At 63.1% G+C, this 14,011-nt stretch carries 15 protein-coding genes and 1 pseudogene; 7 read left to right on the top strand and 9 right to left on the bottom strand.

Going from position 1 to position 14,011, the window contains the following annotated elements:
- Positions 1-28 precede the first annotated feature (28 nt).
- The 5 genes from ugpB (at position 29) to ACG873_RS20715 (ending at position 5,154) form a co-directional block, all read left to right on the top strand.
- On the top strand, positions 29-1,357 hold the full coding sequence (gene ugpB / locus ACG873_RS20735; RefSeq protein ID WP_394887221.1) for a sn-glycerol-3-phosphate ABC transporter substrate-binding protein UgpB: 1,329 nt from the start codon (positions 29-31) through the stop codon (positions 1,355-1,357).
- 77 nt (positions 1,358-1,434) lie between these two features.
- Entirely contained in the window at positions 1,435-2,319 is an 885-nt protein-coding gene (ugpA, locus tag ACG873_RS20730; RefSeq protein ID WP_394887220.1) for a sn-glycerol-3-phosphate ABC transporter permease UgpA, read from the top strand.
- 10 nt (positions 2,320-2,329) lie between these two features.
- The gene (ugpE, locus tag ACG873_RS20725) at positions 2,330-3,178 is read left to right on the top strand and encodes a sn-glycerol-3-phosphate ABC transporter permease UgpE (protein WP_394887218.1); all 849 of its coding nucleotides are present in this window, start codon (positions 2,330-2,332) and stop codon (positions 3,176-3,178) included.
- Positions 3,179-3,182: 4 nt separating this feature from the next.
- Entirely contained in the window at positions 3,183-4,244 is a 1,062-nt protein-coding gene (gene ugpC, locus ACG873_RS20720; protein WP_394887216.1) for a sn-glycerol-3-phosphate ABC transporter ATP-binding protein UgpC, read from the top strand.
- Between the two features lie 124 nt (positions 4,245-4,368).
- Positions 4,369-5,154, top strand: coding sequence for a GGDEF domain-containing protein (locus ACG873_RS20715; protein WP_394887214.1), 786 nt, complete (start codon positions 4,369-4,371; stop codon positions 5,152-5,154).
- Positions 5,155-5,182: 28 nt separating this feature from the next.
- Here the strand turns inward: ACG873_RS20715 and ACG873_RS20710 are convergent, their stop codons facing one another.
- From ACG873_RS20710 to ACG873_RS20680, 7 genes and pseudogenes are all read right to left on the bottom strand, one after another.
- On the bottom strand, positions 5,183-6,064 hold the full coding sequence (locus ACG873_RS20710; RefSeq protein ID WP_394887212.1) for a 3-hydroxybutyryl-CoA dehydrogenase: 882 nt from the start codon (positions 6,062-6,064) through the stop codon (positions 5,183-5,185).
- A gap of 219 nt (positions 6,065-6,283) precedes the next feature.
- Positions 6,284-7,213: an electron transfer flavoprotein subunit alpha/FixB family protein gene (locus ACG873_RS20705; protein ID WP_394887210.1), complete on the bottom strand. Its 930-nt coding sequence runs from the start codon at positions 7,211-7,213 to the stop codon at positions 6,284-6,286.
- Between the two features lie 152 nt (positions 7,214-7,365).
- Positions 7,366-8,115: an electron transfer flavoprotein subunit beta/FixA family protein gene (locus ACG873_RS20700; protein WP_394887209.1), complete on the bottom strand. Its 750-nt coding sequence runs from the start codon at positions 8,113-8,115 to the stop codon at positions 7,366-7,368.
- Positions 8,116-8,309: 194 nt separating this feature from the next.
- The gene (locus ACG873_RS20695; protein ID WP_394887208.1) at positions 8,310-9,080 is read right to left on the bottom strand and encodes a rhomboid family intramembrane serine protease; all 771 of its coding nucleotides are present in this window, start codon (positions 9,078-9,080) and stop codon (positions 8,310-8,312) included.
- Between the two features lie 70 nt (positions 9,081-9,150).
- The gene (locus ACG873_RS20690) at positions 9,151-9,732 is read right to left on the bottom strand and encodes a cob(I)yrinic acid a,c-diamide adenosyltransferase (protein WP_394887206.1); all 582 of its coding nucleotides are present in this window, start codon (positions 9,730-9,732) and stop codon (positions 9,151-9,153) included.
- Between the two features lie 17 nt (positions 9,733-9,749).
- Positions 9,750-9,944 (bottom strand): twin transmembrane helix small protein, encoded by a 195-nt coding sequence (locus ACG873_RS20685; RefSeq protein WP_394887205.1) that lies wholly within the window; start codon positions 9,942-9,944, stop codon positions 9,750-9,752.
- Positions 9,945-9,969: 25 nt separating this feature from the next.
- Positions 9,970-10,804 (bottom strand): annotated as a pseudogene (locus ACG873_RS20680) (SDR family oxidoreductase).
- Positions 10,805-10,895: 91 nt separating this feature from the next.
- Between ACG873_RS20680 and ACG873_RS20675 the strand changes: the two are divergent.
- Positions 10,896-11,747 carry a YihY/virulence factor BrkB family protein gene (locus ACG873_RS20675; RefSeq protein WP_394887203.1) on the top strand — a complete coding sequence of 284 codons (852 nt, stop codon included), beginning with the start codon at positions 10,896-10,898 and terminating at the stop codon, positions 11,745-11,747.
- A gap of 2 nt (positions 11,748-11,749) precedes the next feature.
- On the opposite strand, the gene ACG873_RS20670 is transcribed toward ACG873_RS20675, so the two are convergent.
- Entirely contained in the window at positions 11,750-12,646 is an 897-nt protein-coding gene (locus ACG873_RS20670) for a DMT family transporter (RefSeq protein WP_394887201.1), read from the bottom strand.
- A gap of 152 nt (positions 12,647-12,798) precedes the next feature.
- On the opposite strand from ACG873_RS20670, the gene ACG873_RS20665 reads away from it, so the two are divergent.
- Positions 12,799-13,086, top strand: a complete 288-nt coding sequence (locus ACG873_RS20665; RefSeq protein ID WP_394887199.1) for a hypothetical protein — start codon at positions 12,799-12,801, stop codon at positions 13,084-13,086.
- Position 13,087: 1 nt separating this feature from the next.
- Here the strand turns inward: ACG873_RS20665 and gluQRS are convergent, their stop codons facing one another.
- Complete coding sequence (gene gluQRS, locus ACG873_RS20660) at positions 13,088-13,960, bottom strand: tRNA glutamyl-Q(34) synthetase GluQRS (RefSeq protein WP_394887197.1); 873 nt, start codon at positions 13,958-13,960, stop codon at positions 13,088-13,090.
- Positions 13,961-14,011 lie beyond the last annotated feature (51 nt).

Below are 14,011 nucleotides of genomic sequence, written 5' to 3'. Positions count from 1 at the left end.
TCTTGCCAACCATAAACGGGAGAGAAACATGAAATTTCAAGGCTTTGCGGCCGGTATTGCCGCCGCAGTCACCCTGCTTTCGACATCGTCCGCATTCGCCGTCACGGAAATCTCCTGGTGGCATGCAATGGGCGGCGAACTCGGCGCGAAGCTCGAGGAAATCGCTACGAAGTTCAATGAATCGCAGAGTGATTACAAGGTTGTACCGGTTTTCAAGGGCACCTATCCGGAGACCCTGACCGCAGCGATCGCGGCTTTCCGCGCCAAGCAGCAGCCCGCGATCGTCCAGGTGTTCGAGGTCGGCACCGGCACGATGATGGCCGCCGAAGGCGCCGTCTATCCCGTTTACAAGCTGATGGCTGATCAGGGCGAGCCCTTCGATCCAGCAAGCTATCTGTCGCCGGTCGTCGGCTACTACTCCGACTCCGAAGGCAACATCCTGTCGATGCCGTTCAACTCGTCGACGCCGATCATGTACTACAACAAAAACGCCTTCGAGAAAGCCGGGCTCGACCCCAACGCGCCGCCCAAGACCTGGCCCGAACTCGAAGCGGCCATGACCAAGATCAAGGAATCCGGCGCCGCGAAGTGTGGCATGACCAGCGCCTGGATCTCCTGGATCCAGCTCGAGAACCTTTCGGCCATCCACGACAAGCCCTACGGCACCAAGGCCAATGGCTTCGATGGGCTGGACACCGAGTTCACCTTCAACGGCGACGTCCAGGTCCGTCACTGGGAGAACCTCAAGAAGTGGCACGATGCCGGCCTCTTCAAATATGGCGGTCCCGTAGGCGGCAACGACGCCCCGCCGCTGTTCTACACCCAGGAATGCGCGGTCTACATGAACTCGTCAGCGGCACGCGCTGCAGTCATCAACAATGCCAAGGAATTCGAGGTTGGGTTCGCGCCGCTTCCCTATTACGACGATGTCATCAAGGAGCCGCAGAATTCGATCATCGGCGGTGCCACGCTGTGGGTGCTGAACGGCCGTCCGGACGAGGAATATGCGGGCGCCGCCAAGTTCTTCAGCTACCTGTCCAAGCCTGAAGTCCAGGCTGACTGGCACCAGTTCAGCGGCTATCTGCCCATTACGCCCGCCGCGCAGGAACTCGGGAAGAGCCAAGGCTACTATGAAAAGAACCCCGGTTCCGATGTTGCACTGAAGCAGATGACCCGCGCGACCCCGACGGAAAATTCCAAGGGGCTGCGCTTCGGCAACCTGACCCAGGTCCGCGACGTGCTCGACAAGGAGTTCGAAGCGCTGCTCGCCGGCTCCAAAACCGCAAAGGAAGCGCTTGATGCCACCGTCGAAGGCGGCAACAAGATCCTCCGCGAGTTCGAAGCGGCCAACAAATAGGCCCTTGATGTTGCTGCCGGGCCCGCGCTCTTGCGCGGGTCCGGCATCGCCTGAGCGCAATCGCCGACCGGGGGCCTATGCAGACCAAGCGGACGATCTTCCCGAACAAGTTCCTGCCCTACCTGCTGCTTCTTCCGCAGCTTGCGATCACCGGCGTTTTCTTCCTGTGGCCGGCGGCGCAGGCCGTATACACGTCTTTTCTGCGCGAGGACGCCTTTGGCTTCAAAACGACGTTCATCTGGTTCGACAACTATACGAGCCTGTTCGCCGATCCCGCCTACCTGAATTCGTTCTCCGTTACGCTTGTCTTCGCCCTGTCGGTCGCGTTCCTTTCGATGTCGACGGCGCTGCTGCTCGCGGTCTGCGTCAACCGCCTGATCTGGTCGGGTAAGGGCTACACAACCCTGCTGGTCTGGCCATACGCGGTTGCGCCGGCTGTCGCCGGCATATTGTGGTGGTTCATGTTCAACCCCTCGATCGGCATTCTGCCCTACGTGCTTTCCTACTTCGGCATCAGCTGGAATCACCGCGTGTCCGGTACCGACGCGATGATCCTCGTCATCCTCGCGGCAAGCTGGAAACAGATCTCCTACAATTTCCTGTTCTTCCTCGCCGGATTGCAATCGATCCCGCGCTCCCTGATCGAGGCCGCCGCAATAGACGGCGCCGGCCCTTTCAAGCGGTTCTGGACGATCGTCTTCCCGCTCCTTTCGCCGACCACATTCTTCCTTCTGGTCGTCAACGTCGTCTATGCGATGTTCGACACCTTCGCCGTCATCCACGCCACAACGGAGGGCGGGCCGGCCGGAGCGACCAACATCCTGGTCTACAAGGTTTTTGACGACGGCGTGCTCGGCCTCAATCTCGGCTCCTCGGCGGCGCAATCGGTCATTCTGATGACCATCGTCGTCGTCCTGACCATGATCCAGTTCCGCTGGATCGAGCGGCGCGTCCAGTATTGAGGAGCGACCGATGATCGAAAACAGGCCCCTGCTGACCTTCCTGACCCATCTGGTGCTGATTCTCGGCGTCGCGATCGTTGCCTTTCCGGTCTATGTCGCGGTGATCGCCTCGACGCTCGCCGAGGACGATTTCCTGTCTGGCATCCTTCCGATGATCCCCGGCCCGCACGCGCTGGAGAACTACAGCTCGATGCTAGTGACGGGTCTGTCGACCTCTGGCGCGCCGCCGATCGGGCCGATGATGATCAATTCGCTGGTCATGGCGTTGTCGATCGCCATCGGCAAGATCGCGATTTCCATCCTGTCGGCCTACGCCATCGTCTATTTCCGCTTTCCCTTCCGCGTGCTCGCCTTCTGGGCGATCTTCGTGACGCTGATGCTGCCGGTCGAGGTCCGCATCATGCCGACCTTCGCGGTCGTGGCCAATCTGGGGATGCTGAACAGCTATGCCGGCCTGTCGATCCCGCTGATCGCGTCGGCGACTGCGACCTTCCTGTTCCGCCAGTTCTTCCTGACCGTGCCCGACGAACTCGTCGAGGCCGCGCGCGTGGACGGGGCAGGGCCGCTGAAATTCTTTCGCGACATTCTGCTGCCGCTCAGCCGGACCAACATGGCGGCCCTGTTCGTCATCCTCTTCATCTATGGCTGGAACCAGTATCTGTGGCCGCTGCTGATCACGACCGACACCGATTACTATACGATCGTGATGGGCATAAAGCGCATGGCCGTGGAGGCCGACACGGACCCGAAATGGAACCTCGTCATGGCTACCGTGGTGCTGGCGGCCCTGCCGCCTGTCGCGGTCATCATTTTTATGCAGCGCCTGTTCATCAAGGGCCTTGTCGAGACGGAGAAGTGAGAGCGTGGCGACAGTCGACCTGAAGGACGTGAAGAAGATCTACGCCGGCGGCGTAGAGGCGGTGAAGGGCGTTTCCATCACCATTCCCGACAAGGCGCTGTGCGTGCTGGTCGGCCCGTCCGGCTGCGGCAAGTCCACGCTTCTGCGCATGATCGCCGGGCTGGAATCGATCTCGGCCGGCACGGTCTCGATCGACGGCAAGGTGGTCAACGCCATCGGCCCGACCGAGCGCGACATCGCCATGGTGTTCCAGAACTATGCGCTCTACCCGCACATGAAGGTCTACGACAACATGGCCTACGGCCTGCGCAATCGTGGCACTCCCAAGGACGAGATCGACAAACGCGTGCGCGAGACGGCAAAGACGCTGGAGCTTTCCGCGCTGCTCGACCGCCGCCCGCGCGAGCTTTCCGGCGGCCAGCGCCAGCGCGTCGCCATGGGCCGCGCCATCGTGCGCAACCCGAAGGTCTTCCTGTTCGACGAGCCGCTCTCCAACCTCGACGCCAAATTGCGCGGTCAGATGCGGGTCGAGATCAAGAACCTCCAGCGCGCGCTCGGCGTCACATCCGTCTATGTCACGCACGACCAACTCGAGGCGATGACGCTCGCCGACCAGCTCGTGGTCATGAATGCCGGCCTCGTCGAACAGATCGGAGATCCGCTCGACATCTATGAAAAGCCGGCCTCGACCTTCGTCGCGAGCTTCATCGGCGCGCCGCCGATGAACCTTTTGGACCTGACACGTGGCGGCGACACGCCGAAGCTGGCCGACGGCACGCCCGTCGTCTTCGCCCCGCAAGCCGCGGCCATTCTCGGTTTCCGCCCGGAGGACGCCGACGTCACCCATGGCGCGGAAGCTCCGCAGGGTGCATTGGCCATCCCTGCATCTGTCGAAGCCGTCGAGCCCGTCGGCGCCGAAAGCTTCCTCTACTGCGCCGCCGCCGGAACCCGCATCGTCGTGCGCGTCCACGGCCGCGCCACCGCCAGGCCCGGCGACCAGCTGCGCGTGGTGGCGAAGGCGGAGAAGCTGCACTGGTTCGATGATGGCAGGAAAAGGGTGGCATAGGAGCGCCAAGCGCCCCCACGGCCAACGGCGGAAGCTGTGTTCCACTGTCACTCGTTAGCCCGCTAACCCTCTGTTCACCGCGGGCTGGTAAGGCTTCCCTCACGGAAGTCTGGAGCCCCCGCCATTGGCAACCGATCTGAGGAAGATATCAGTCCGCAGCTGGATCAAGCTTGCGCGCTGGACAGTGCTCGGCACGCTCGGCTGCATGGCCGTGTCGCTGGCCTTCAACTATGTGGCATTCCGCAACTTCGCGCCCGACGCCATGCGCCAGGGACTGATCAGCGCGGCGATCATCCCGGTCATCCTCGCCGGACCGCTGTTCTTCTACCTGACGCTCAAGCTGCGCGAACTGAAGATCGTCAATTATAAGCTCAACGTTCTGGCCTCGACCGACAGCCTGACGTCATGCCTCAATCGCGGCGCGTTCTCGTCGCAGGTCGACGAGCGGCTGCTGCAAGCCGGCGGGCGGAAGCCCCAAGGCGCCGGCGCGCTTCTGGTCATCGACGCCGACCATTTCAAGTCGATCAACGATCGGTTCGGCCACGGCCAGGGCGACGAGGCGCTGCGCATCATCTCGCGCTCGATCCGCTCCTCGGTGCGCAGCGGCGATCTCGTCGGCAGGCTCGGCGGCGAGGAGTTCGGCGTGTTCCTGCCGGGCGCAACCGAGCCGAACGCAGCCGATGTGGCCGAGCGCATCCGACGCGCCATCGCCGAGGCGGCGTTCCTGCCCAACGGAACGAATTGCCCGCTGTCAGTCAGCGTCGGTGGCGCGGTCTATGAGGCGCGGATCGATTTCAGCGATCTTTTCCGCGTCGCCGACCAGCGGCTCTACGAGGCGAAAGAGTCCGGACGCAATCGCGTGCAATTGTCGGGTACCGCCGAGGCCGAGCGGCGGCAGGTGCTCCACTGAGCACGAGCCGGCGTTCGGGTCGCGGATTTCACCGTGTCGGAACCGGATGCTCGCCGCGATAGTCGTAGAAGCCGCGGCCCGTCTTGCGTCCGAGCCAGCCGGCCTCGACATATTTCACCAAAAGCGGGCAGGGCCGGTATTTGGAATCCGACAATCCGTCATGCAGCACCTGCATGATAGACAGGCAGGTGTCGAGGCCGATGAAATCGGCGAGTTGCAGCGGACCCATCGGATGGTTGGCGCCGAGCTTCATGGCCGTGTCGATCGCCTCGACCGAGCCGACGCCCTCGTAGAGCGTGTATATGGCCTCGTTGATCATCGGCAGCAGGATGCGGTTGACGATGAAGGCCGGAAAATCCTCCGACACGGTTATGGTCTTGTCGAGGCGGTGGACGAAGTCCTTGGCGGTCTCGAAGGTCGAGTTCTCGGTGGCGATGCCGCGCACCAGTTCGACCAGCTTCATCACCGGAACCGGGTTCATGAAGTGGATGCCGATGAAGCGCTCGGGCCGGTCGGTCGCCGAGGCCAGCCGCGTGATCGAGATGGAAGAGGTGTTGGTGGCGAGGATCGCCTCGGGATTGAGCTGCGGGCAGAGCTGGCTGTAGATCTTGCGCTTGACGGTTTCGTCCTCGGTCGCAGCCTCGATGACGAGATCCGCGCCCGCCAGATCCGACATGGAAGGGGCTGCCGAGATGCGCGCCATCGCCTGCTGGCGCAATTTGTCGTCTAGCTTTCCGGCGCCGACCTGCCGCGCCATGTTGCCGCTGATCGTGGCGATGCCCTTTTCGATGTTCTCACCGGAAATGTCGAACAGCGAAACCTTGTAGCCCGCGAGTGCGGCCACATGCGCGATACCGCTGCCCATCTGGCCCGCGCCGATGATGCCGATCGTCTCGATGTTGCTGGTCATGACACTGGTCCCGTCAAAAAGGCTTGCCGCCCGTTTTTTGTGCAGTGCAAACTAGAAGGACTGGGTGGGTTTCGTCTAGAGCACGATCCCGAAAAGTTTGCAGACTTTCGGACAGGCGTCAAAGATCGGCCGCGTTATCGTCCGGTCGGCCGGGGCGCACAATGAAAAGCCCCGTCCCGATCGTCTCGGGACGGGGCTTGATAACTGCTCAAAAAGTGCTCAGAGCGCCTTTTCAAGTTCCGGCAGGATAACGAAGAGATCGCCGACGATGCCGTAATCGGCGACCTGGAAGATCGGCGCCTCCTCGTCCTTGTTGATGGCGACGATGACCTTCGAATCCTTCATGCCGGCGAGGTGCTGGATCGCGCCGGAGATGCCGCAGGCGATGTAGAGATCGGGAGCCACGACCTTGCCGGTCTGGCCGACCTGCCAGTCGTTCGGCGCGTAGCCGGCGTCGACTGCGGCGCGGGAGGCGCCGACCGCCGCGCCCAACTTGTCGGCGACGGGCAGGATGACCTCCTTGAACTTCTCCGAGGAGCCCAGCGCGCGGCCGCCCGAAATGATGATTTTCGCCGAGGTCAGTTCGGGACGGTCGGTGCCCGAGAGCTTGTTTTCGATGAAGGTCGAGAGGCTTGGATTGGCCGCAGCGGCGACCGTTTCGACCGGAGCCGAGCCGCCTTCGCCGGCAGCCTGGAAGGAAGCGGTGCGGACAGTGATCACCTTCTTCGCCTCGCCCGACTTCACCGTCTGGATGGCGTTGCCAGCATAGATCGGACGCTTGAACGTATCGGGGGCGATCACCTCGATGATCTCCGAGATCTGGGCGACATCGAGCAAGGCGGCAATGCGCGGCGCGACGTTCTTGCCCGACGAGGTCGCCGGCGCGATGATCGTATCGTAGTTGGCGGCGAGCGAGACGACGAGCGCGGCAAGCGGCTCGGCGAGGCGCTGTTCGAGTTCGTCCGCCTCGGCCAGCAGCACCTTTGTCGCGCCCTGGAGCTTCGCGGCGGCGTCGGCGGCCGCCTTGGCGCCCTTGCCGGCGACCAGGATATGCACGTCCGAGCCGATTTTGAGGGCAGCGCTCATCGCCTTCGCGGTCTGTTCCGAAAGGCTGGCATTGTCGTGTTCGGCAATCAGGAGAATAGCCATTTGTTTTTCCTTACTTTCGAGCCCGCTCCGGGATTCAGGTCAGGCCGAGTCGAAAACGTTGGGATTCGAGAACCGGAGCGGAGCGTACTTCAGTACGTGAGCACCGGAAGCGGAGAAGACCGGCGTTTGCAGACCGGCCTCGTCTGAATCCGTTACAGTACCCCGGCTTCGTTTTTCAGCTTGTCCACCAGTTCGGCGACGGTCTTGACCTTGACGCCGGCCTTGCGGCCGCCCGGCTCCTCGGTCTTCAAGACGGTGAGGCGCGGCGTGATGTCGGCGCCGAAATCGGCAGGCGTCTTCTCGTCGAGCGGCTTCTTCTTGGCCTTCATGATGTTGGGCAGCGAGGCGTAGCGCGGCTGGTTGAGCCGCAAGTCCGTGGTCACGATCGCCGGCATCTTCAGCTCAACGGTCTGCAGGCCGCCGTCGACCTCGCGCGTCACGCGGGCCTTGTCGCCGTCGATCTCTATCTTGGAGGCGAAGGTGCCCTGGCTCCAGCCGAGCAGCGCCGACAGCATCTGGCCGGTCTGGTTGGCGTCGTCATCGATCGCCTGTTTGCCGAGGATGACGAGGCCGGGCTGCTCCGCCTCGACCACGCCCTTCAGCACCTTGGCGACGCCGAGCGGTTCGGTCTCACCGTCGGTCTTGACCAGGATGGCGCGGTCGGCGCCCATCGCCAGCGCGGTGCGCAGCGTCTCCTGCGCCTGCTGGGGCCCGATCGAAACGACGACGATCTCGTCGGCCTTGCCGGCTTCCTTGAGCCGGATCGCCTCCTCGACCGCGATTTCGTCGAACGGGTTCATCGACATCTTCACATTGGCCAGCTCGACTCCCGAACCGTCCGATTTGACCCGGATTTTCACGTTGAAATCGACAACCCGTTTGACCGGGACGAGAACTTTCATGTGCTTCTCACCTCTCTGATGAAAAATTTGGAGCGTTCACTAGCAGAGCGAGGCTCGGTCCGTTTGTCGATTGACGACATAAAGGGCGAAATACGGAAACTGGGCATGCGCGCTTGCCGGCTGCCGCAAGCGCGCGGACCCTAGTCAGCGTCGATCGGTGCGTCAATATCCGCCGATGGCCCAAATCGTTTGAATCATTGCCTTCCCCAGCGCGGCGCTGGCTGGGTTTCGACCGGGTGCACCGCGCTCGGCTGTTCGACCTCGACCGCGCGGGGCGTGACGACTTCCTTGTCCAGCAGCGGCACGTCGCGGCGGCGCAGGATAAGGACGAGCACCGCGCCGGTGACAATGCCGCCGGCATGGCAGGCCCACGAAATCTGGTCCTCGCCGCCCGCCGCCAGCATGAAGAACTGAAAGGCGACCCAGAGGCCGAGCGTGAGGTAGGCCGGTATGCGCAGCGGAATTCGGCCGAAGGCGAGGATCCATACCTTTACGCGCGGGTGCAGGATGAGATAGGCGGCGACGATGCCGGCGATTGCTCCCGAAGCGCCGATCAGGGGTATCTGGGAATCCGGCGCGATCAGGCCGTGCACTACCGCGCCGCCGATGGCGCAAAGCAGGTAGAACACCAGAAAGCGGAAATGTCCGAGGGCGTCCTCGACATTGTCGCCGAACACCCAGAGGAACAGCATGTTGCCCGCCAGATGGAAGAAGTCACCATGCAGGAAGGCATAGGTGACGTAGGTCAGGTCCTCGGGAACGATGACCAGTTCGGGCGAAAGCTCGACCGTGTCGAATGCCACCGAAGGAATATAACCGAGGCCATAGACCGCGGCGCCGGTGAACTCTTCCGATCCCAGGCCGGTGACCAGGAACACCAGCACGTTCACACCGATCAGGCCGAACGTCACATATTGCAGCTTGATGTATTTCAGGCTGTTGGCGTCGTGGAGCGGAATAAACATGCGTTGTTGCCGCCCCTCAGCGGTATAGTCGTATCAATGCCCACCAGAAATGGAATTTCCGAAGGATATCTCAGCGGTTCTTGCCCGGAACCCATAGCACATCGGCATTTCCATTGTCATTGACCACGCGCGCGGCCACGAACAGAAAATCCGAGACGCGGTTGATGTATTTGATGCCTTCCGGGTTGACGTGCTCCTGCGGATCCTGAGCCAGCGCGACCATGATGCGCTCGGCGCGCCGCGCCACAGTGCGGGCGAGATGCAGGGCGGCTGCGGCGGGCGAGCCGCCGGAGAGCACGAAGGAACGCAGCGGCTGCAGGTCCTTGTTCAGGAGGTCAATCTCCGCCTCCACGCGGGCGACCTGCGAGGCAACGATGCGCAGGGGTTCGTACCCGAGCGCCTTGCCTTCGTCGGGCACGCACAAATCGGCGCCAAGGTCGAAGAGATCGTGCTGGATGCGGGCCAGCATCGCGTCGATTTCGGGATGGGCGCCGGCGGTGTGGACGCGCGCCATTCCGATGCAGGCATTGGCTTCGTCGACCGTGCCGTAGGCGTCGATCCGGACGTCCGATTTCAGCCGCCGCGCGCCTGTTCCGAGGCCCGTCGTGCCGCCATCGCCCGTGCGGGTGTAGATCTTGTTGAGCTTTACCATCGAGTTAGCGACTGCCTCTACATGCGTCCGGCGAACCAGGCGGCGATCAGGATCAGGACCAGGGCGATGAACTGCAGGAAAACGCGCGCCTGCATCAGTTTGTTGGACGTGATGCCCGAACCGCCGCGCATCATGTTCACCAGCCCGCGGATCAGCACGATGACCACGGCGACCATGACCAGCAGGGCGAGAATATTGAAGATCGTTTCCATCAGGATCCAGTCGTTTTGAGCGCGGTCAGGCCTGTGAAGCGAGCACGCGATAGAACAGGGAGGCAGGCAGGACGCGTTTCAGAATCACGCCGATCCTGGCGGGCAGCGTGACAACATAATGCGGCCTCGGCCGCGGCGACAGCAGGGCGTGGCGCAATACCGCATAGACCGCGTCGGGCTTGAGCTTCAGCCTCGATTTCGAACCACCGGCCCTCAGCCGCGCAAGCTGTTTTTCGTAAGCGTCGCGGTGCACGGAATGCTCGCAATCGATGTGCTTCTCGAACCAGGCGAGCGCGTTTGCCGCTATCTTCGATCTCGACCGGGCCCGGCTCGATCAGCGACACATGGATGCCGGAGCCCTGCAGTTCCGCGCGCAGGCAAAGCATCAGGCCTTCCAGCGCATGCTTGGATGCCACGTAGGCTCCGCGCCATTTGACCGGCGTCAGTCCCAGGATCGACGAGCAATGGACGATGCGGCCGTGGCCCTGTGCGCGCATCACCGGCACGACGCGCCGGGTCAGGTCGTGCCAGCCGAACAGGTTCGCTTCGAACTGCTCGCGCAGCGCATCCACCGGCAGATCCTCCACCGCGCCGGGCTGCGAATGGGCGCCATTGTTGTAGAGGGCGTCGAGCCTGCCGCCGGTCCGTTCGAGAACGGCCGCCACGAGGGCCGCGATCGAGTCCGGCTCGCGATAGTCGAGGTAGAACGTCTCGATGCCATCGGATTCAAGCGCGGCGATATCCTCGGGCTTGCGCGCCGTGGCGAAAACCCGCCAGCCATCGTCCCGCAGCGCGCGGGCGCAGTGGGCTCCGATGCCGGAAGACGCGCCGGTGACGATGATCGTGCGCAACTCTTTCATCCGCAGTTCCGCCACGGGTTGCCAATCGCCGCAATCCCTTCCCATATTCGCGGTCGGGAAACAATCGACGGTGCTACGACATGGAGGCGCAATGCGGAAGATCGTAGCCATTCGGCGCGTGCTTTCGGATGCGCTCGGACACTTCAACGATGATGACGGCTGGTCAATGGCCAGCCATCTTGCGATCACCGCGCTGATGGCGTTGTTTCCGTTCCTGATCTTCGCCACCACGCTCGCCAGCTTTCTCGGCGCGCAGGCGTTTGCGGACACGGCCGTCCACCTCGTCTTCGACACATGGCCCGAACAGATCGCGGCGCCGATCTCGCGCGAAGTCATCAATGTGCTGACCGTCCAGCGCACAGACCTCCTGACCTACGGCGTGCTGCTTGCCGCCTTTTTTGCGTCCAACGGCATCGAGGCGCTGCGTACTTCGCTCAACCGGGCCTACCGGGTCACCGAGACGCGATCATTCATTTTCCGTCGCGTGCAGAGCCTGGTTTTCGTGCTCATCGCCACCGCGGGCTTCCTGGCGATCAGCGTGCTCTTGGTGTTTGCGCCGCTGCTGGCCCGCCTGGCGGTCGCCAATTTCGACTGGATCGAGCCCTATATGGGAACCATCACGCTTTGGCGTTACATCATCGCCTCCGCCGTCATCGTGCTGGGGCTGTTCGCCGTCCATTACTGGCTGCCGGCCGGCAAGCGCCGCCTCACGCAGATCGTGCCCGGCATCATCTTCACGCTCGTCGCCTGGCTCATCGGCTCGACCATCTTCGCGGCCTATCTTGACCGCTTTTCGTCCTACGTGACCACCTATGCGGGCCTTGCCTCGATCATGGTCGCCGTCGTCTTTCTCTACATCGTCTCGCTGATCTTCATCCTGGGCGGCGAACTCAACGCCTCCATCAGCCGCTATCTGGAAGCGCGCGCCCGCGTCGGCGGCTAGATTTATTCTGCCGGCGGTCCAGATTTGTTCACTGGCTTTCGCGCGGTTGCGAGGCCGACGCCCAACGTCGCCATTGCCGTGCCGAATATCTGCACGAGCGACAAATCCTCGCCGAACAGCACCCAGGCGATCACGGCGGTGACGGCCGGCACGAGGTAGAACAGCGATGAGACTTTCGACATCTCGCCCTCGCGGATCATCGCCATCAACAGGAAAATCGCGCCGATCGACAGCACCAGCACCAGCCAGGCCATGGCGAAGACCAGTTCGCCGGTAAGAGTGAAGGTCTGCGTCTCGAACGCCAGCGAGCAAAGGACCATGATGGCGGCCGCGCCGACATACTGCCAGAAGGTTCCGGTTATCATGTCGCCGCCGGTCCCGAAGCGTTTTTGCCAGATTGTGCCGGCGCTCATGCCGGCGACGGCGACGAACGAGGCGGCGAGCATTGGCCACGTAACGCCGCCGCTCATCGCGCCGAGCTTCGGCGACAGTACGATCACCACGCCGGCGAAACCCGCCGCCAAGCCAGCCCAATGGCGCGGCAGGATCTCTTCGCCGAGCAGCCTGCCGGCGAGGACAGCCGTGATCAAGGGCTGCAGGCCGACGATCAGCGCCGACAGGCCGGCGGGCAGGCCCTGGCGGATTGCCCAGAATACGCCGCCGAGATAGACGCCGTGCATCAGCGCGCCCGCGGCAATGGCGTGCAGCGCCTCACGCGGCCCGGCCCTGCGGGAGCGGAGCAGCAGCATCATCGCGCCCAGGACGGCGAACGCCAGCACGAAGCGCGCGGCCAGGAAGGTGAACGGCTCTGCCCAGGGCATGGCGTAGCGGGCGCCGATGAAGCCGGTCGCCCAGAGCACGACGAAGGTGGCCGGAACCAGCCGTTTGGGAATTGTCATGAAGAGCCGGCCGATCGAGGGAAGAGAGCGGCGAAAGCTCTAATGCGAAATATTCCGGCAAGCAAAGCGAAACGATTGATGCATATCTTCTAATATATTGAACCGGGGGGTTCGAGGGACGATCGCTGTCGGGGACTTTGAGAGGACCGGGCATGCTTTGGAATCTTGAGCCCTCATGGTTGATGATGGGCGTGGCGGGCGTCATCGTCATGGCGCTGTTTTTCGGGTCGGCTCTCCACGCCATCATGCAGGAGGACGGGTTCGGGCCGATCGGCAACATGGTGCTGTTCACGGCCGGATTTTTCACCGCCATCCTTGTCGCCAACACTTATGGCATCGATTTCCGCAACCTGACGCTGGCCGTGGCGACGGGACTGGGTGGCGCATTCGCCGTCATAGCCGTGCTCGCCGGCGTCAAGGGCGTGTTCGCCCGCTTCTAGCCTAGAGGCCGACCTTCCCGCGCACATCCGCGGCGCTTGCGCCGCTCTCCCGCAACGCCGCGATCCCGCTGTCGCCGAGGCTTTTCGAAAGCTTGCGGCCATCGGGTCCGAGGATCAGGCGATGATGGAAATAGCGTGGCGCAGGCAGGCCCAGAAGTTCCTGAAGCAGGCGCTGGACGCCGGTGGCCGCATAAAGATCGCGGCCGCGCACGACGTGGCTTATGTCCTGAAGCGCGTCGTCGATCACCACCGCGAGGTGATAGCTCGTCGGAATTTCCTTCCTGGCGACGACCACGTCGCCCCATTGCTCTGGGCGCGCATCGATCTGTTCCGCTGCGGCCAGTTCCTCGCTTGAAAACTCGGTCCACGACAGCGCTCCGCCCACGCGGGATTTCGCCGCTTCCATGTCCAGCCGCCAGGCGAACGGTGCGCCGGCCATCCTGCGTTCGCGCTCGCGGCGCGAAAGCGCCTTGTCGAAGGCCGGATAGAGCGGCACGCCGTCGGGGTCGCGGGGCCAGAGCCGGCCGCGCCCCTCGGCATCGGCGATCGATGCGCGGATCTCGCCGCGGCTCATGAAGGCCGGGTAAACCAGTTCTTCGGCGATCAGTCTTTTCAGGGCCGTCTCATAATCGCCGAAATGCTCCGACTGGCGCCGCACCGGTCGTTCCCACTCGATACCGAGCCATTCGAGATCGCGATATATGCCCGCCTCGAACTCGGGCGTGCAGCGCGCCAGATCGATGTCCTCGATGCGCAGCAGCAAGCGCCCGCCGGTCTGCCGGGCCAGCTTCGCGTTGAGCAGCGCCGAATAAGCATGGCCGAGATGCAATTCGCCATTCGGGCTCGGCGCAAAGCGAAAGACAGGAGTGTTCATCGGAATGCGTAAACCGGGTTGCGCGACTTCAACCGATTGCTACTTTGCCGG

Source organism: Allomesorhizobium aridi (assembly GCF_043769475.1).
GTDB lineage: Bacteria > Pseudomonadota > Alphaproteobacteria > Rhizobiales > Rhizobiaceae > Allomesorhizobium.
Note: the sequence above shows the minus strand (reverse complement) of the source record. Positions and strands in the feature narration are given on the sequence as shown.